Source organism: Catalinimonas alkaloidigena (assembly GCF_900100765.1).
Classification (GTDB): Bacteria; Bacteroidota; Bacteroidia; order Cytophagales; family Flexibacteraceae; genus Mooreia; species Mooreia alkaloidigena.
Genome location: NZ_FNFO01000006.1, coordinates 321,246 through 337,753, shown reverse-complemented (window position 1 = coordinate 337,753; position 16,508 = coordinate 321,246). Strand labels below are relative to the sequence as shown.

Genomic DNA, 16,508 nt, shown 5'->3' with positions numbered 1-16,508 from the left:
TGCGCTCTGCGCCCTCATTCACTCATTCTGTAATTCACTCATTCGTTCATTGTCACGCCCCGACCATTGCGTACATCACGATGTTGACGCCGAAGCGGGTGTTGTCGACGGCCAGCCAGCGTTTGTTCCGAAAGTCGTAGTCCCACTCGCAGCCGTAGTCCTTGTTGCTGTACAGCACGCCGATGCGGCCGTTGATCTCAATTGCCTTCAGGTAGTCGTGGACGAGGTCGTCGCCCCAGCCGTTCAGCTCTACGGACGTGTTGGGCGGCCCATCTTCGAACTCGAAAAAGGCACGGTAGAGGGGATGGGAATTCGGGATTTTCTTCAAGGCGTTGGGACCGAAGATTTCCGCCATTTCCGCCTCGAACGACTTGGCAAACAGCCCGTCGATGTCGTGGTTGCAGTCGTCCACGAACACAAACCCTCCCCGGTCCACGTACTGCTTGAGATTCCGGCGCTCCTGCGGATCGAACTCCACCAGCTTGTGACCGCTCAGGTAACAGAACGGTGCTTCGAACAGCTTCTCACTGCTGAGCGGAATCACGTTTTCCTGCGTGTCGACCGGCACAGTCGTGTACTCGATCAGCGAGTTCATCAGGTTGGAGGGCATGCGTTGGTCCGTGTTCCAATCGCCCGAATTGTACTGCAACCGCGTGAAGAAAAACCCCCGCGGCGGGACGAGGGCGTGTGTGGCCCCCCGCGCGAAACGTTGGTAATTCCCCAATTTCGGGTTGATCGTACCGGCCATACGTGACAGGTGTGAAATGGCAAAGTGGTGAAATGGCGAATGCAAAAGAAGTGCGTGGTCATCGGCAACCATCACTCCATTGCCACACCACCACCTCACCACATAAAATTAAACTGCGTCGGAGAGGCTGGTGAAGGTAAAGTCACGGATTTTCATGACCGGCACCAGGTTGCCGTCCACACGGTACTGCTTGCCGAGGGCCTCCAGGTTGTTGAGCATGATGACCGGACTCTCGTTGAAACGGAAGTTTTTCAGCGGATACTGAATTTTGCCGTTTTCGACGTAAAACAGCCCGTCGCGGGTCAGGCCCGTGTAGAGGAGCGTCTGCGGATCGACCGTGCGGATGTACCACATGCGCGTCACCAGAATGCCTTTCTGCGTATCACGAATCAGGTCCTCGATGGTGCCCGAGCCCCCTTCCATGATGAACGAACGCCCGAAGGCGACTGGTTCAACGCCTTGTTGCTGAGCCCAGTACCGGTCGTAGAACAGGTTTTTTACCACCCCGTTGCTGATCAGGTCCATCTTTTTGACCGGCAGGCCGTCGCCCGACCACGTGGCGGTCGGCAGGTCCGGATTCTGAGGATCGATGTAAATGTGGACGCGTTCGTCTAACAACTTTTCGCCCTTCCGGTTTTTTCCGGGCTCGCCCTTTTTGCTCAGGAAGCTGCGGCCTTCGTCGGCGGTGCGAGCCGACATGTTGAAGACCATGTTTTGCAGCAGATCGACCGAGGCGGCCGGTTCCAGAATCACGGTGTATTTGCCCGGCTCGATGGCCTTGGCGTTGCGCGATTGCAGCGCCTTTTCGATGGCGATCTGCGACGCCTCGGCGGCGTTGAACTTACGGACGTCGTTGTAATCGCGGCTGACCCAGCCTGAGCCGGTGCCGTCGTTGGTGCGCATCGTGACGGTGAAGTCCATGCCCGTCTCCTGGTTGTAAGCAAACAGCCCTTTCGAGTTCATCATCGACGAGAACCCGGCGGAATCCTGCAGGAAGCCGGCCGCCGTGACGTCTTTTTTCCGGGCGGGCTCGATGCTGCTGGCCGCTACCTGCGCACGGTAGTCGGGCGTAATGTCGGCTGTGGCCTGCACGAACGTCGGCGACTTCTGGTACTGTTGCGGCCCCAGCACGGGCATGTACTCCGGATTTTCCGGAGCCAGCTGCGCCAGTTCCTCCGAGCGGCGGACCGCTTTTTCGAGCGAAGCATCGTCGAATTCGTTCACGGTAGCGGTGCCCGCTTTCTTGCCGAAGGCCGACTGCACTACCAGCGACGTGTTGGTTTCAGAGCCACTGGTCGACACCGTGTTGCGGGCGTAACGGATGTTGCCCTGCGTGCTGCCGTTGAGGTTGGCTTCGCACTCGTCCGCCTTCGAAAAGCCGATCACTTTCTGAAGAATCTGTTTCGCTTCTGCTTCTGATAATATTGCCATGATAGAAAAGTATTCGAATGGTAAAGAGGTGAAGATGAATGACTTGGTTGGCGTTGGTTTCGCCGTTACTGGAAGTTAAATCCTCCGTTCGGTGTTGATCACGTTGACGCCGTCGAAACGGGCGGTCGAGCTGCCGTGCGAAACCGAACTCGACTGGCTGGGCTGGCCCTTGCCGTCGAAGAACGAGCCTCCCATCCGGTAGTCGCTCTCGTCACACACCTGCGAAAGCGAGTTCCAGAACTCTTTCGTGTTGGCCTGATAGGCCACGTCGCGCAGCATGCCGGTGATCTGTCCGTTCTTGATTTCATAGAACAACTGGCCACCGAACTGAAAGTTGTAGCGTTGCTGGTCGATGGAGTACGAACCATCGCCGATGATGTAGATGCCGTTCTCGACGCCCTTGATCATGTCGGCGACCGAGCGCGTTTCCGCGCCAGGGGCCAGCGAGACATTGGGCATGCGCTGAAACTGCACGCTCGACCAGGAATCGGCATAGCAGCAGCCGTCGGATTCCCGTTGGCCCAAAATGTGCGCCTGATCGCGGATTTTCTGATAATCGACCAGAATGCCGTTCTTCACCAGATCCCAGCGTTTCGTTTTCACGCCTTCGTCATCGTAACCGACGGCCCCGAGTGAGCCGGGCTGCAGCTTGTCGGCAAAAAAGTTAACCAGCTTGCTGCCGTATTCGAACGACTTGGTTTCCCACTTGTCGAGCGTAGCGAACGAGGTGCCGGCGTAGTTGGCTTCGTAGCCCAGCACGCGGTCCAGCTCCAACGGGTGGCCCACCGACTCGTGGATCGTCAGCCAGAGGTGCGACGGATCGAGCACCAACGTGTATTTGCCCGGCTGCACCGTTTTGGCCGTCAGGGCTTCGCGCGCCTGTTTGGCCGCGGCCACGGCATCGTCCACCAAATGGTACGTGTCTTTGTACACCACCACGCCGCCGGGCAGGGCCAGCCGATCCTGTGTCCGTCCGTCGAGGTATTCGTAGCCCATGCCGACCGGGTTGCCCAGGCTCTGGCGGGTCTTGAATTTCCCTTCTTTCGGGTCGATGCACGTCACCGTGAAACTGGGCCAAGTGCGATGTACGTCCTGGTCAATGTAGCTGCCGTCGGTCGAGGCGAAATACTTCTGTTCGTTGACGAGGAACAGGCGGCTGTTGACGTAGTTCGCGCCCGCTTCCATGGCTTTGGCATTGGCACTCAGCAGCAAATCGGCCTTCTCCTTAACCGGTACTTCAAAGGCGTTTTTCTGAATCGGGGTTTTCCAGCTCACTTCACCGTAGCCTTTGACGGGCACAAGTTGCACTGGCTCTTTCTGGATTTTGGCGTTGGCCTTGGCAATGGCGATGGCCTGTTGCGTGGCTTTCTTCAGCCCGTCGGGCGTTACGTCGTTGGTGGCGGCAAACCCCCAGGTGCCGTTGGCGATCACCCGAATCCCCGCTCCGAACGACTCGGTATTCACCACATTTTGCACTTTGTCCTCCCGGGTAATCACAAACTGGTTCAGGTAGCGCCCGATGCGGCAGTCGGCGTAGCTGGCGCCCATGCCTTTGGCCTGGTTGAGCACCACGTCGGCCAGCGCCTTTTTCTGCGTTACGTCCAGGAGGGGTTCTAGTAACGCTTCCGGTGCCACCGATTGCCCCATCACGGGCCAGGGTACGAAGGCCGCTCCGGCCCCAAATCCCGCCAGGCGGGTAAAATCGCGTCTATTCATGGTCTAAATTTTACGGGCCGTGTTGATGACATTGATAGCGTCGAAGCGCGAAGTCGGGCTGCCGTGCGAGACCGAGCTGATCTGCGAAGGCTGGCCTTTTCCGTCGAAAAACGAACCGAACAGACGGTAATCACTCTCGTCGCACAGTTGCGTGAGTGAGTTCCAGAACTCTTTCGTATTGGCCTGATAGGCTACGTCTTCGAGCATGTTGGTGACTTCGCCGTTCTTGATTTCGTAGAACAACTGGCCACCGAACTGAAAGTTGTAGCGTTGCTGGTCAATGGAGTAGGAGCCGCGTCCGGCGATGTAGATGCCGTTCTCGACGCCCTTGATCATGTCGGCGACCGAGCGCGTTTCCGTGCCGGGGGCCAGCGAGACGTTGGGCATGCGCTGAAACTGCACGCTCGACCAGGAGTCGGCGTAGCAGCAGCCGTCGGATTCCCGTTGTCCCAGGATGTGCGCCTGGTCGCGGATTTTCTGGTAGTCGACCAGGATACCGTTTTTGATGAGGTCCCACCGCTTGGTTTTGACCCCTTCGTCGTCGTAGCCTACTGCACCCAACGAACCCGGTTGCGTTTTGTCGGCGAAGATGTTGACCAGCTTGCTGCCGTACTCGAACGACTTGGTTTCCCACTTGTCGAGCGTAGCGAACGAGGTGCCGGCGTAGTTGGCTTCGTAGCCCAGCACGCGGTCCAGCTCCAGCGGGTGGCCCACCGATTCGTGGATCGTCAGGCCCAGGTGATTCGGCTCCAGCACCAGCGTGTATTTGCCCGGCTGCACCGATTTGGCGGTGAGTTTGGCTTTGGCCTGTTGGGCCGCCGCGACCGCATCTTCCACGATATCGTACGAGCGATTGTAGAGAATCAGGCCGTTGGGTCCGGCAATTTTATCTTCCGGTTTTACGTCGAGGTATTCGTAGCCCATGCCCATCGGGGCGCTGAGCGCCTGCCGGGTACGGAAACCGTCTTTGCCCGTCGCCGTGGCGGAAAACGTTGGCCAGATGCGATGGATGTCCTGGTCGATGTAGCTGCCGTCGGTCGAAGCAAAGTACTTCTGTTCGTTGACCTGGAAGAGGTTGCTGTTGATGAAATTAGCACCTGCCTCCATGGCTTTGGCGTTGGCGTTCAGCAATAAATCGACCTTCTCCTTAACCGGCACTTCAAAGGCGTTCTTCTGAAGTGGGGTTTTCCAGCTGACCTCCCCGTAGCCTTTGACGGGCACGAGTTGCACCGGTTCTTTCTGGATTTTGGCGTTGGCTTTGGCAATAGCGATGGCCTGTTGCGTGGCTTTTTTCAGCCCGTCGGGCGTTACGTCGTTGGTGGCGGCAAACCCCCAGGTGCCGCTGGCGATCACCCGAATCCCCGCTCCGAACGACTCAGTGCTGACGATGTTCTGGACACGATCTTCGCGCGTAGAAATAAATTGATTCAGGTAGCGCCCGATGCGGCAGTCGGCGTAGCTGGCCCCTAGGCCTTTGGCCTGGTTGAGCACCACGTCGGCCAGCGCCTTTTTCTGCGCCACGTCCAGGAGGGGAACCAGGGCCGCGGCCGGATCGATGGCGCGGCTAAACGCAGGGAGTGGCACCATGAGTGCGCCCAGACCAAAACCGGTCAACTGTACAAAATCTCGTCGATTCAAGGGAAAGAAAGGTTAGCGTAAAAAATTGACCACGTAATATAAATAGTACATTTAATCAAAACTACACACGGCGGCGAAGTTCTGCAGGCTGAGTGGAAAGTTGATTAGCGGCGTGTGGTAGAGGTGCAGGTGCCGGTCATCGGGAAACGTGGTGGAACCCGTTAAAAATAGCGTAACTTTTCCGTAATAAACTTACGCCTCCGAAAATAGTACGAAAGCCCAAGTCAGGCAAGATGGCGTCTGAACTTTTGTGCACTTGAGCAAAGGCATCTCTCTTTTCCGCAAAGAATTCTACTTTACGTCGCATGCACCACCACCCTCGCCATTTCTTCCTTTTTATCCTGTTGACAGGTTGCCTTTGGAGCGGCTGTCAATCAAGTCAAAGTGTTGATCATCAGCGAGATATATCGGGTGACTCTATTTCTCCTTCAACCGCGTCCCGCTACCACATCCTCTGGATTACGGCCGAAGACATGAGTCCGCACCTGGCGGCGTACGGCGATTCTACCGCGCATACGCCGAACCTCGACCGCCTCGCCGCTGAGGGGGTGCGGTATACGAATGTGTTTTCGGTATCGGGTGTGTGCGCGCCGAGCCGGTCGGCGTTGATTTCGGGCATGTACCCGACCTACATGGGAACCGACAACATGCGCACCATGCCCGTAACGGACGATACCGACCTGGAAGCGTACCGGGCGGTGATTCCGGCCGAGATCCGGTTGTACCCGGAGATGCTGCGGGCGGCGGGGTGGTACACCACCAACAACAGCAAAGAGGATTACCAGTTCGATGCGCCGCCTACGGTGTGGGACGAGAGCAGTCCCCGGGCCCACTGGCGCAACCGCCCCGTAGGTGCGCCGTTTTTTGCCATTTTCAATGCGATGGTGACCCACGAGTCGCAGATCTGGGCACGGAAAGACTGCACGCTCTACGTCCAACCCGACCAGGTGCCCGTCCCGCCGCTGTACCCCGACAACCCTGTAATTCGGCAGGACCTGGCCCGCAACTATTCCAACATCGTGGAACTGGACCGGTTTGTGGGAGAGCGCCTGCGCGAGGTGGAGGAGGCGGGTCTGCTCGACAGCACGATCATCTTCTTCTATACCGACCACGGCTCGGGACAGGCGTATTACAAACGCGAGGTGTACGACCGGGGGCTGCGCGTGCCGATGATCATCCGTTTTCCCGGAAAAAAGAACGCCGGTTCGACCGACGACCGGCTGATTTCGTTCGTGGATCTTGCACCGACAGTGCTGTCGCTGGCGGGGTTGCCGGTGCCGGACTGGATGCAGGGACAGGCTTTTCTGGGGCCGCAAACTGCCGCCCCGCGCAGATATATCTATGCCGCCCGCGACCGCATGGATTCCGAGTACGACATGGTGCGCACCGTGCACGACGGACGCTACCAGTACGTGCGCAACTTCCAACCCGAAAAGCCGAACCTCCAGAACATTGCCTACCGGGAAAACATGCCGATGATGCGCGAGATGCTGCGGTTGCATCGGGCGGGCCAGTTGAACCCTGAAGCGGAGCGGTGGTTCCAGACCAAGCCCGAAGAAGAACTCTACGACTATCAGGAAGATCCCTTTGAGCAACACAACCTGGCGACCGATCCGGCTTATGCCGAGAAGCGGGCGGAGTTGCGGGGTGCGCTGTACCGCTGGATGTTCGCGACGGGCGACAAAGGATTTATTCCGGAAAAAGAGCTGCGCGAAATGATGTGGCCCAACGGGCGCCAGCCCGTTACGGCGGCTCCCACCTTTGCGCAAGAAGATGGACGGTGGACGCTGACGTGCGCCACGCCCGGTGCGTCCATCGCTTACCGACCTACGGGAGAAGCACGCTGGCGCGTCTACCAGCAACCCTTTGCCGCGGCCGAACCTGCGGCGTGGGAAGCTGTCGCGCTGCGCATTGGCTATACCTTGAGCGATACTACCCGATTCCGCTAACTTTGAACGCACCGATGCACCCGCGCATCTCCATTTTTAAACCATACCGATGAAAAAACATTTCACGTCTGGCCTCGCCCTCTGCCTGTTGGCAACCCTGTGGTTTGCGCACTGCGCTCCCCGGCCGACACAAACCGCTTCCACCCAAGCAAATGCCGTCGCCAAAACGACGGGAGAACCGGCTCCGGCCGACCCCGCACGGTTCGAAGGCGAAGTGGCCGCTTACGAAGCCATTGACCAACAGACTGACGCTACCGGCGGCATTATGCTGGTGGGGAGTTCGAGCATTCGGAAGTGGGAGACGATGGAACAGGACCTGGCCCCGTTGCCCGTCATTCCGCGTGGCTTCGGGGGATCGACGTTCTACGACCTGCTGCATTTTTACGACCGCCTGGTGGTGCCCCGTCGGCCGGACATCCTGGTGGTGTACGAAGGCGACAACGACATCGCGCGCGGCGAATCACCGGCCTATGTGCTGGAAAATGCCAGAAAGTTTACGGCCCTGACCAAAGAAAAATTACCGGATGCGGAGATTTACTTTCTGGCCATCAAACCGTCGGTGGCGCGCTGGCAACAGTGGCCGCAGATGGAAGAGGCCAATCGGCTGATCGAAACGTTTACCAAATCGGACCCGGCGTTGCACTACATCGCCGTCGACGAAGTGATGATGCAACCGTCGGGCAAAAAGGTGCGGGACGATATTTTTATCGAAGACAACCTGCACATGAACCCCACCGGCTACGTGCTCTGGACCGATAAAATTAAGCCGGTGCTGGAAAAAGCGTATCGCGACGTGGCGCACTAACGACCCTATTTCGTCGGAAAACAAAAATCCCCGTCGCAGTGCCACGGGGATTTTTGTATAAAAGAAGGTTTGCTTCTTAGGCTTGCGTGCCGCCAAACAGCCTGCGTTTCAGGAAGTAAAACACCCCGGCCACCCCGGCCGCCAGTACTTTCCAGAATTTGAGGAGCAGCGCGAAAAAGCCGGCTTTTGCCAGAATTTTTCCGGTGATCAGTCCCCCGATGCCGTACGCAGCCACTTTGTCGAGTTCCGGATTGAAATCGGCGTACCGGTTGCCCTCCGTAAAGTCGACGCTGGCCAGAATTTTATCGGCGTCCTGTTGCACGGCCGGCAACGCATGAATGTTGCCGATCGCATTGAGGACCAGATACCCACGACGGCCCAGCACCCGAATGTTGTAGTTCAATGTATTTTGGTCCATTCCTTCGAAGCGAAGTTCTTTGGCCCAGTGTAGCTTTTTGTTGGCCAGATCGTAAAATGGCGGCGCGGCCCAACCGACTAGCTCTACCGTAGGGTAACCCGCTTCCTGGCGTTGCTGATTTGCGGTTCGGGCGTCTTCCTGCATCTCTTCCAGCAGGTCTTCGTAATCCAGGTCTTCGGCGTCTTCGTCCGAAATGTAACCTTCCTCCGAATACGAAATTTCCACCGCGAACGGCATGTCGTCGCTGGCCGGGCCGTAGCCGTCGGGGACCAGCATGCCGAGCGTCGACTCGTCGGGCGGATTCCCCCACAGGTCGCTCAAGACGTACTTACTTTGCTCGGCGTCCAGAAAGCGGTAGCCCTCCGGCACCTGAATGCGGGCGAGGTCGTCGCCGATGGTGACTTCGCCGGTTTCGTAGCGAAACGACTCGTTGATCTGCGCGATCTGCAGGGCGGTTGAATCGACCTCCGGGACGTCCGGTTCGGCGAAGCCATAGGCCGAAAAGCCACCGGTGCACAACACCGTCGCGAAAAGGCCCGAAACGAACATGCCCGTGCGGGAATGTGTAGAAAATACCATACGAATTTGTTAAGCGGTTAAAAGATGAACACAGATGAGCGTATGTAGTAACTTTCGAATATAGTAGTTTTTTAGACAGATGCTGCAAGATTGCCCGCGTACGCATTGATTTTTTCGATGGGTAAGTGCTAACTGACTCACCCTAAGGCACAACAAAAAAGGACGCTCTCAGAGCGTCCTCGTGACCTAAATGTAAAATCTATGGGTAATTAGTGTTCTTCTACCTTGCGTTCCGGACCGCGCGGGCAGTTCGGCTCGTGTGGCTTTTTGCACGCCTGCAACGCGTTGGCTTGACAACGGGGGCAGGTTCTGGGCGTTTCCCGAACACTCTTGTCTGTCGTTTTCATGATCGTGAAAGCTTGGTTATGGTTGATTGTAAGAGACTTAGGGGATTTTGGTTTCAAAAAAGCCTTAATTTAAAATCGATCTGAATAATTTCAGGAACGTTTGCAAGCCGATCCGGCTTGTAGGTCGGGAGCCTTTTTGGGGTAATATTGTGGAACTCTGTATGCAGCCCTATGCACGACGACCCGGTCTGTAGGGCACATGATCAATTCGTATGTTCAAGAAACTCAAGCAACTTTTTTCAGGGGAACGGCCGCAGCACCACTTCCCCGAAGTGGTCGTCAAGCGCATTGTGCGGGAAACGTCCGATACCATTAGTTTGTATTTCGACCTGCCCGAAGGCTATACCTATAAGCCGGGGCAGTTCATCACGTTCGTGTTGCAACTGGACGGCAAAGAAGTGCGTCGCTCGTATTCGCTTTGCACGTCGCCGCACGTCGATGCCGAAGCCGGCGTCACGGTGAAACGCGTGGACGGCGGGTTGGTCTCCAACCACCTCAACGAACACCTGAAGGAGGGAGACCGCCTGCAGATCATGGCGCCCGACGGGAAGTTTACGTTGGCGCTGGAGGCCTCCAACGCGCGGCACGTGGTGATGTTTGCCGGAGGAAGTGGCATTACGCCGCTGATTTCGCTGACCAAATCGGTGCTGGCCCAGGAGCCGCAGAGCCGGGTGACGCTCGTGTACGTGAACCGCGTGCCCGACGCCATCATTTTCCGCACGACGCTGGACGAACTGGAGGCCATCTACGCCGACCGGCTGCAGGTCATCCACGTGCTGAGCCGCAGCAACGACCTGGAAGGCCTGACCCACGCCGTAGCGGGTCGCCTGTCGGGCGACGTGTTGCGGGAGGTGCGGGCGCGCATGGCCCCTCGTCCGGAGACAACGGAATATTTTGTTTGCGGACCCGACGGCATGATGAAAACCGTGCTGGAAGAATTACAGGCGTGGGGTGTTCCGAAAACGCAGATTCACCGCGAAAGCTTCGTGACCAAAACCGACGAAGTGGCCCTGGCCGCGGCGCAAAAACAAGCCGGTGCCGCCCATGCGGGGCGACAGCCGTACGTGGTGAAGGTCATTTTGGAAGGCGAGGAGCACGTCATCGAAGTGGCGGCAAACCAGAGCATTCTGGAAGCGGCGCTGGACCTGAACATCGACATGCCCTACTCGTGCCAGAGCGGCATGTGTACGGCCTGCCGGGGGCGCTGCCTGTCCGGCAAAGTTTACCTCGACGACGTAGAGGGCCTGTCCGAACAGGAGATGGCCCAGGGATACGTGCTGACCTGCGTGGGGCATCCGCTCAGCGAAGACGTGGTCATCGAGATCGGCTGATCGCGGTCGGAAGACAACAACGAGTTTACGCTACTGTGCGCAACGCTAACCGCTACTTATCACTCTCATGAGCGTTTTGAAAGACCGACACGTCGTCCAGAAGCGGCGTCATTACCTGCCGTCCGATTTTGAGATTACGTCCTGGAAGTCGGTAGAGTCCTTTTTTCAGGAACTGGAAGCGCGCACGATCGAATCGGGTGCGCAGTTGCGCCACTGGCTGCGCGATCGCAGTGAACTGGAGGCCGCCCTGTCGGAAGAGCTGGGCTGGCGTTACATCCACATGACCTGCGATACCAATAATCCGGAAAAGCAGAAGCGCTTTCACGATTTTGTCGAGCACATCGAGCCGAAGGTCGCACCCTGTGCCAACCGGCTGGACCGTAAGCTCTTAAACAGTCCGTTCGCGCACGAGCTGGAAGAAGAAGCGTTTCAGGTGCTGTTGCGCAACGTCAAGAAAGACTGCAACCTGTATCGGGACAGCAACATCGAGCTCAACATGCGCATCCAGATGGAGCAGCAGCAGTACGGAGCCGTGGTGGGGGGCATGACGGTGATGATCGGGGGGATCGAGAAGACCTTGCCGCAAGCGTCGGATTTGTTGCAGTCGACCGACCGTGCCGTGCGCGAGTCGACCTACCGGCAGATTATGGAACGGCGGGCTGCCGATTCCGACCGCCTCGACGAATTGTTCAGTTCGCTGATCACTATGCGGCACAACCTGGCGGTCAATGCCAACTGTCAGGACTACCGGGAGTACATGTTCCTGGCCTTGGGGCGCTTCGATTACTCCATCGACGACTGTTACCGTTTCCACGAGGCCGTGGCCGAGGTGGTGGTGCCCATGATGGACAAGATTCGCGCCCGGCGGAAAAAACGGCTGGGCCTGCAACAGCTTCGCCCGTGGGATCTGGCCGTCGACGAGCTGGGACGCGAGCCGCTGCGGCCTTTTCATTCGGTTAAAGAACTGGTCGACAAGGCCATTACTACCTTCGGGGACATCGATCCTTACTTTGCCGAGTGCCTTTTCACCATGAACAGCATCGGCCACCTGGACCTGGACTCACGAAAGGGCAAAGCACCGGGCGGCTACAATTACCCCCTCGACGAAACGGGCATTCCGTTCATTTTCATGAACGCCACCTCGAGCCTGCGGGACCTGACCACGTTGATGCACGAAGGCGGCCATGCGGTGCATTCGTTTCTGACGCGCGACCTGGAACTGACCTTCTTCAAACATCCGCCTTCCGAAGTAGCCGAGCTGGCCTCCATGAGCATGGAGTTTCTGAGCATGGACTACTGGCACCACTTTTTCGACGCGTACGATCTGCGCCGGGCGCGCCGTCAGTTGCTGGAGCAGGTCTTCGAAACGCTGCCCTGGGTCGCAACGGTCGACAAATTTCAGCACTGGATCTACAGCCACCCCGACCATCAGCCGCAGGAGCGCACCGCCGCGTGGCGCGACATCTTCGGGCAGTTCGACGGCGACGTGGTCGACTGGACCGGCCTGGAGCATTACCGCGACCTGATGTGGCAGAAGCAGTTGCACATCTTCGAAGTGCCGTTCTATTACATCGAGTACGGCATTGCTCAACTGGGTGCGGTGGCCATCTGGAAAAATTACCGGGAGCGTCCCCGCGAAGCCATGCGGTGTTACAAAGAGGCCCTCTCGAAGGGCTACACCATGCCCATCGGGAAGATCTACGAAGCGGCGGGCATCCGCTTCGACTTTTCGGTCGACTACATCCAGGAACTGATTGACTTCCTGTGGGAAGAACTGGAGCGTGACGACGCCTGATCTTTTTGGAAAATGTAAGCCGGGGGACAAAACAAATGTCCCCTTTTTTCTATTCTAGCACTTGAACCACATCGCTACTTTTATGAACAACACGTACTACAACCCCGCCGACCTGAGCAAGTTTGGCAACATCACCGAGTTTCAGGAAACGCTGGGGAAGAAATTTTTCGACTATTACGGCGAGGTATTCAAACCGGGGGCGCTTTCGGCGCGCGAAAAGGCGCTGATTGCCCTCGCGGTGGCACATGCCGTGCAGTGCCCGTACTGCATCGACGCCTACACCACCGATTCGCTAGAGAAAGGCGCCGATGAGGCACAAATGATGGAAGCCGTCCACGTAGCCGCGGCAATTCGCGGGGGCGCTTCGTTGGTGCACGGTGTGCAGATGATGAACAAAGCCAAGGAAGTAAGCATGTAGCGTTGGGCAGTGGGCCGTCTGCAGTGGGCAGTTGGCGGTGTACAGTTTGCAGTAAACAGTGCTTGCCGGAATCTCTGAAGCACGCGCCATTGCTTGCCAGAAAGCAGTAGGCCGCTTGTCTTGCGTACCAAGGCGTGTCAAACGCTCCGCTTACACCGTACGCTATACGACGCGCGGCCTGGCTTCACCTCGGAACTTTTAGCGCTCAACTTTTAACTCTCAACTCCTCACGCCTCGTTCAACCAATTTATGGCCAAGTCACTTCTTGCCCAGCAGCACGCGCTGGCCGATACCCATCATCAGCGGCAGATTCTGAACCGTCCTGATCCGGAGGGTGCATTTCCGTCCTTTGGCGAGCGGCTGGCGGCGGTGGGACATGCGCCGTTGCGCCCGGCGCGGACGGAGATTTTTCAGGTGAACCTGGGGAAAATGTGCAACCAGACCTGCAAGCACTGTCACGTAGATGCCGGACCGGACCGGAAGGAGATCATGACGCGCGAGACCATGCAACTCTGTCTGGATGCACTGGCGAAGTCCGATCTGCAAACGGTAGACCTGACCGGTGGCGCACCGGAAATGAATCCGGATTTCCACTGGTTCGTGGAGGAGATTCGTCGGCTGGGCCGGCGGGTGATGGTGCGTTGCAACCTGACGATCATCGTGGCCAATCCGAAGTACCACGACCTACCGTCGTTCTTTCGGGAACACGGCGTAGAAGTGGTATCGTCGCTGCCTCATTTTTCGGCCCGCCGTACGGATGCGCAGCGGGGCGAAGGCGTTTTCGAGCGCTCGATTCGGGCGTTGCGAATGCTGAACGAAGTCGGCTACGGCAAGGAGGGAAGCGGCCTGCGGTTGAACCTGGTCTATAACCCAAGCGGTGCTTTTTTACCAGGTGATCAGGAGGAACTGCAGCAGGAGTTCAAGCAAAAGTTGAAGCAGGAGTGGGGCGTCGAATTCAACCAGTTGTACGCCATCACCAACATGCCCATCAGCCGTTTTCTGGAGTATCTGTTGCGGAGCGGCAATTACGACGCCTACATGCACAAGCTGGTCGCCGCTTTCAATCCGGCGGCGGTGCCCGGCGTGATGTGCCGCAACACGCTCTCGGTCGGTTGGGATGGCTTTCTATACGACTGCGACTTTAACCAGATGCTGGACCTGACCACCGCTGACGGAAGTCCCCAGCACGTCCGGGATTTTGATGCGGCGGCCTTAGAGACTCGTCCTATCGTCGTGGGGCAGCACTGTTACGGGTGCACCGCCGGGGCGGGATCAAGCTGCGGCGGTACCACGACCTGAGTATTATCAGGATCACGCGTGAGAAGGGGGGACGAATGCAGGAGGTCTGCAGCGGATTCCTACTTTTGCAGATATCACCCGGCCTTGCAAACGTTCCGCTTATGAAAACCAAACGCATCGTTTTACTCAGCCTCGTCGCCCTGCTGGTGCTCATCCAGTTCATCCGTCCGGAAGCCAACGCCGGTGAGGAAAATACGCCGCGGGACATTACGCACGCCGTGGAGGTGCCCGACAACGTGATGGTCGCTCTCAAAACTTCGTGTTACGATTGCCACTCGAACCACACGGTGTATCCCTGGTATGCGCAGATCAATCCGGTCAGCTGGTGGCTTAATCATCACATCGAAGAGGGGAAAGAAGAGCTGAATTTCTCGGAATTTGCTTCGTACGCGCCCAAGCGCATGGACCACAAACTGGAAGAGATTGTGGAAGAAGTAGAAGAGGGGCACATGCCCCTTCCGGCCTACACGTGGCTGCACACCGATGCCAACATGACCGACGAGAAGATTGCGCTGATCAAGTCCTGGGCTAGTGCACAGCGACAAAAGCTGGGCGTGAGCGCTACTAACAAGTAAGCGTGCGTTATTTGGCCTTGCCGAGGCCGTGGCGGTCCAACAGATACACCAGCGAAGCCATGGCGGCGGCGCCTAACTCCAGTTCGCGTCGGTTGACCGCCTCGAACGTGTCGATGTTGGTGTGGTGGTAATCGAAGTACCGTTGCGGATCGGGCAGGTATTCCATCAGCACGGTTCCCTGCGCTTCCAGCGGCCCGATGTCGGCCCCGCCGCCCCCCGCAATCATCTCGTGAAGTCCGTAAGGTGCCAGCAGAGTCACCCAGCCCTGCATGCGTTTGAGTTGCGCCGGTGAGGCGTTGGTTTCAAACCCGCGGGGCGTAAACCCACCCCGGTCCGATTCGATGGCAACCAGGTGCTTTTCGCGGTTCGCCTGGGCGACTTCGGCGTACTTTCGTCCCCCACGCAGGCCGTTTTCTTCGTTCATAAACAGCACCGCCCGGATGGTGTGTTTGGGCTTGATTCCCAACGATTTAAGGATACGTAGTACTTCCATTGCCTGCACGCAGCCTGCCCCGTCGTCGTGCGCGCCTTCGCCCAGATCCCACGAGTCGAGGTGCCCACCCACCAGAATCACTTCGTTCGGAAATTGAGTGCCTTTGATTTCGCCGATCACGTTGTAAGACAAGACGTCGTCCAGCATCTGGCAGTGGGTTTCGAAATAGAACTTCAGGTCGGGTTCCAGCGTCAGTTGCCGACTGAGCCGGTCAGCGTCGTTTGTGCTGATCGCCACGGCCGGAATTTTGGGAACATCGGCTGCGTAGCGCAAGCTGCCGGTGTGGGGAACGTCGTCGAGGCGCGTGGTCATGGAACGGACCACGACTCCCACCGCGCCGTATTGGGCAGCGGCCGAGGCGCCTCCGCCCCGTTGGTCGACCGCGCCGCCGTAGGCTTCAAAGGTGTTGACCAGCGCAGGATCGAACGGCCGGTTGAAAAACACAATCTTGCCTGCCAGTTGCGCACGACCCAGCGCATCGAGTTCTTCCAGGCCGTGTACTTCGACCACTTCGCCAACCACGCCTGCCGGACCCGTGCCGATAGAATTCCCTAACGCACAAAGGTTGACCTCCTGACCCGCGCCGGAGCGCTGCGAAAGGATGCGCCCCTGTTCCCGCGCGCCCCGCACCCAGTGAGGCACCATCACTTCCTGTAAATACACCCGATCCAGGCCCAACGTATCCATTACCTGGCGTCCCCACTCAACGGCAGCGGCGGCTTGGGGCGAGCCACTCAACCGGGCCCCGATCTCTTTGGTCAGGAAGCGGAGGTTCTCGTAGCTCTGGCCGTTTTGCAAAGCCTCGTTGTAAATTTTTTGGATGGTGGCGGCGTCGTCGGTTTGCGCAAAGCTTGCGGTAACAAGTACAAAGAAGGAGAGGAGCCAGTAAAAACGAATCATAGTGAAAGGAAAACGTGGGTTAAAGCGCGACGAAGGTACCCATTGTGTGCAGAAAAATGGCAGGAG

Annotated in this window: 13 protein-coding genes; 7 read left to right on the top strand and 6 right to left on the bottom strand. The window is 57.8% G+C overall.

Annotated features, from left to right (window positions below; genetic code table 11):
• Nucleotides 1-52: 52 nt before the first annotated feature.
• The 4 genes from BLR44_RS16925 to BLR44_RS16910 form a co-directional block, all read right to left on the bottom strand.
• Nucleotides 53-748, bottom strand: a complete 696-nt coding sequence (locus BLR44_RS16925; RefSeq protein ID WP_089684114.1) for a DUF4159 domain-containing protein — start codon at nt 746-748, stop codon at nt 53-55.
• Nucleotides 749-856: 108 nt separating this feature from the next.
• Complete coding sequence (locus tag BLR44_RS16920; RefSeq protein WP_089684112.1) at nt 857-2,179, bottom strand: TldD/PmbA family protein; 1,323 nt, start codon at nt 2,177-2,179, stop codon at nt 857-859.
• Nucleotides 2,180-2,254: 75 nt separating this feature from the next.
• Nucleotides 2,255-3,895, bottom strand: a complete 1,641-nt coding sequence (locus tag BLR44_RS16915; protein WP_089684110.1) for a TldD/PmbA family protein — start codon at nt 3,893-3,895, stop codon at nt 2,255-2,257.
• Between the two features lie 3 nt (nt 3,896-3,898).
• Nucleotides 3,899-5,533, bottom strand: coding sequence for a TldD/PmbA family protein (locus BLR44_RS16910; protein WP_089684109.1), 1,635 nt, complete (start codon nt 5,531-5,533; stop codon nt 3,899-3,901).
• 305 nt (nt 5,534-5,838) lie between these two features.
• Here BLR44_RS16910 and BLR44_RS16905 point away from each other — a divergent pair, with 305 nt between their 5' ends.
• Nucleotides 5,839-7,482 (top strand): sulfatase family protein, encoded by a 1,644-nt coding sequence (locus tag BLR44_RS16905; protein ID WP_089684107.1) that lies wholly within the window; start codon nt 5,839-5,841, stop codon nt 7,480-7,482.
• Nucleotides 7,483-7,531: 49 nt separating this feature from the next.
• Nucleotides 7,532-8,287, top strand: coding sequence for a GDSL-type esterase/lipase family protein (locus tag BLR44_RS16900; RefSeq protein ID WP_089684105.1), 756 nt, complete (start codon nt 7,532-7,534; stop codon nt 8,285-8,287).
• 76 nt (nt 8,288-8,363) lie between these two features.
• Here BLR44_RS16900 and BLR44_RS16895 read toward each other — a convergent pair whose 3' ends face one another.
• Nucleotides 8,364-9,284 carry a DUF2167 domain-containing protein gene (locus tag BLR44_RS16895; RefSeq protein WP_089684103.1) on the bottom strand — a complete coding sequence of 307 codons (921 nt, stop codon included), beginning with the start codon at nt 9,282-9,284 and terminating at the stop codon, nt 8,364-8,366.
• A gap of 559 nt (nt 9,285-9,843) precedes the next feature.
• On the opposite strand from BLR44_RS16895, the gene BLR44_RS16890 reads away from it, so the two are divergent.
• The 5 genes from BLR44_RS16890 (at nt 9,844) to BLR44_RS16870 (ending at nt 15,049) form a co-directional block, all read left to right on the top strand.
• On the top strand, nt 9,844-10,962 hold the full coding sequence (locus BLR44_RS16890; RefSeq protein ID WP_089684101.1) for a ferredoxin--NADP reductase: 1,119 nt from the start codon (nt 9,844-9,846) through the stop codon (nt 10,960-10,962).
• Nucleotides 10,963-11,029: 67 nt separating this feature from the next.
• Nucleotides 11,030-12,757 carry a M3 family oligoendopeptidase gene (locus tag BLR44_RS16885; protein WP_089684099.1) on the top strand — a complete coding sequence of 576 codons (1,728 nt, stop codon included), beginning with the start codon at nt 11,030-11,032 and terminating at the stop codon, nt 12,755-12,757.
• An 82-nt stretch (nt 12,758-12,839) separates the two neighbouring features.
• Nucleotides 12,840-13,175: an arsenosugar biosynthesis-associated peroxidase-like protein gene (locus tag BLR44_RS16880; RefSeq protein WP_089684097.1), complete on the top strand. Its 336-nt coding sequence runs from the start codon at nt 12,840-12,842 to the stop codon at nt 13,173-13,175.
• A gap of 249 nt (nt 13,176-13,424) precedes the next feature.
• The gene (gene arsS, locus BLR44_RS16875) at nt 13,425-14,474 is read left to right on the top strand and encodes an arsenosugar biosynthesis radical SAM (seleno)protein ArsS (RefSeq protein ID WP_089684095.1); all 1,050 of its coding nucleotides are present in this window, start codon (nt 13,425-13,427) and stop codon (nt 14,472-14,474) included.
• A gap of 101 nt (nt 14,475-14,575) precedes the next feature.
• Nucleotides 14,576-15,049 (top strand): heme-binding domain-containing protein, encoded by a 474-nt coding sequence (locus tag BLR44_RS16870; protein ID WP_089684094.1) that lies wholly within the window; start codon nt 14,576-14,578, stop codon nt 15,047-15,049.
• A 7-nt stretch (nt 15,050-15,056) separates the two neighbouring features.
• On the opposite strand, the gene BLR44_RS16865 is transcribed toward BLR44_RS16870, so the two are convergent.
• Nucleotides 15,057-16,442 (bottom strand): M20/M25/M40 family metallo-hydrolase, encoded by a 1,386-nt coding sequence (locus tag BLR44_RS16865; RefSeq protein WP_089684091.1) that lies wholly within the window; start codon nt 16,440-16,442, stop codon nt 15,057-15,059.
• Nucleotides 16,443-16,508: the final 66 nt, after the last annotated feature.

Coding starts and splice junctions, on each gene's coding strand:
- BLR44_RS16925 (WP_089684114.1), bottom strand. CDS start 748: ATGGCCGGTACGATCAACCCGAAATTGGGGAATTACCAACGTTTCGCG.
- BLR44_RS16920 (WP_089684112.1), bottom strand. CDS start 2,179: ATGGCAATATTATCAGAAGCAGAAGCGAAACAGATTCTTCAGAAAGTG.
- BLR44_RS16915 (WP_089684110.1), bottom strand. CDS start 3,895: ATGAATAGACGCGATTTTACCCGCCTGGCGGGATTTGGGGCCGGAGCG.
- BLR44_RS16905 (WP_089684107.1), top strand. CDS start 5,839: ATGCACCACCACCCTCGCCATTTCTTCCTTTTTATCCTGTTGACAGGT.
- BLR44_RS16900 (WP_089684105.1), top strand. CDS start 7,532: ATGAAAAAACATTTCACGTCTGGCCTCGCCCTCTGCCTGTTGGCAACC.
- BLR44_RS16895 (WP_089684103.1), bottom strand. CDS start 9,284: ATGGTATTTTCTACACATTCCCGCACGGGCATGTTCGTTTCGGGCCTT.
- BLR44_RS16890 (WP_089684101.1), top strand. CDS start 9,844: ATGTTCAAGAAACTCAAGCAACTTTTTTCAGGGGAACGGCCGCAGCAC.
- BLR44_RS16885 (WP_089684099.1), top strand. CDS start 11,030: ATGAGCGTTTTGAAAGACCGACACGTCGTCCAGAAGCGGCGTCATTAC.
- BLR44_RS16880 (WP_089684097.1), top strand. CDS start 12,840: ATGAACAACACGTACTACAACCCCGCCGACCTGAGCAAGTTTGGCAAC.
- arsS (WP_089684095.1), top strand. CDS start 13,425: ATGGCCAAGTCACTTCTTGCCCAGCAGCACGCGCTGGCCGATACCCAT.
- BLR44_RS16870 (WP_089684094.1), top strand. CDS start 14,576: ATGAAAACCAAACGCATCGTTTTACTCAGCCTCGTCGCCCTGCTGGTG.
- BLR44_RS16865 (WP_089684091.1), bottom strand. CDS start 16,442: ATGATTCGTTTTTACTGGCTCCTCTCCTTCTTTGTACTTGTTACCGCA.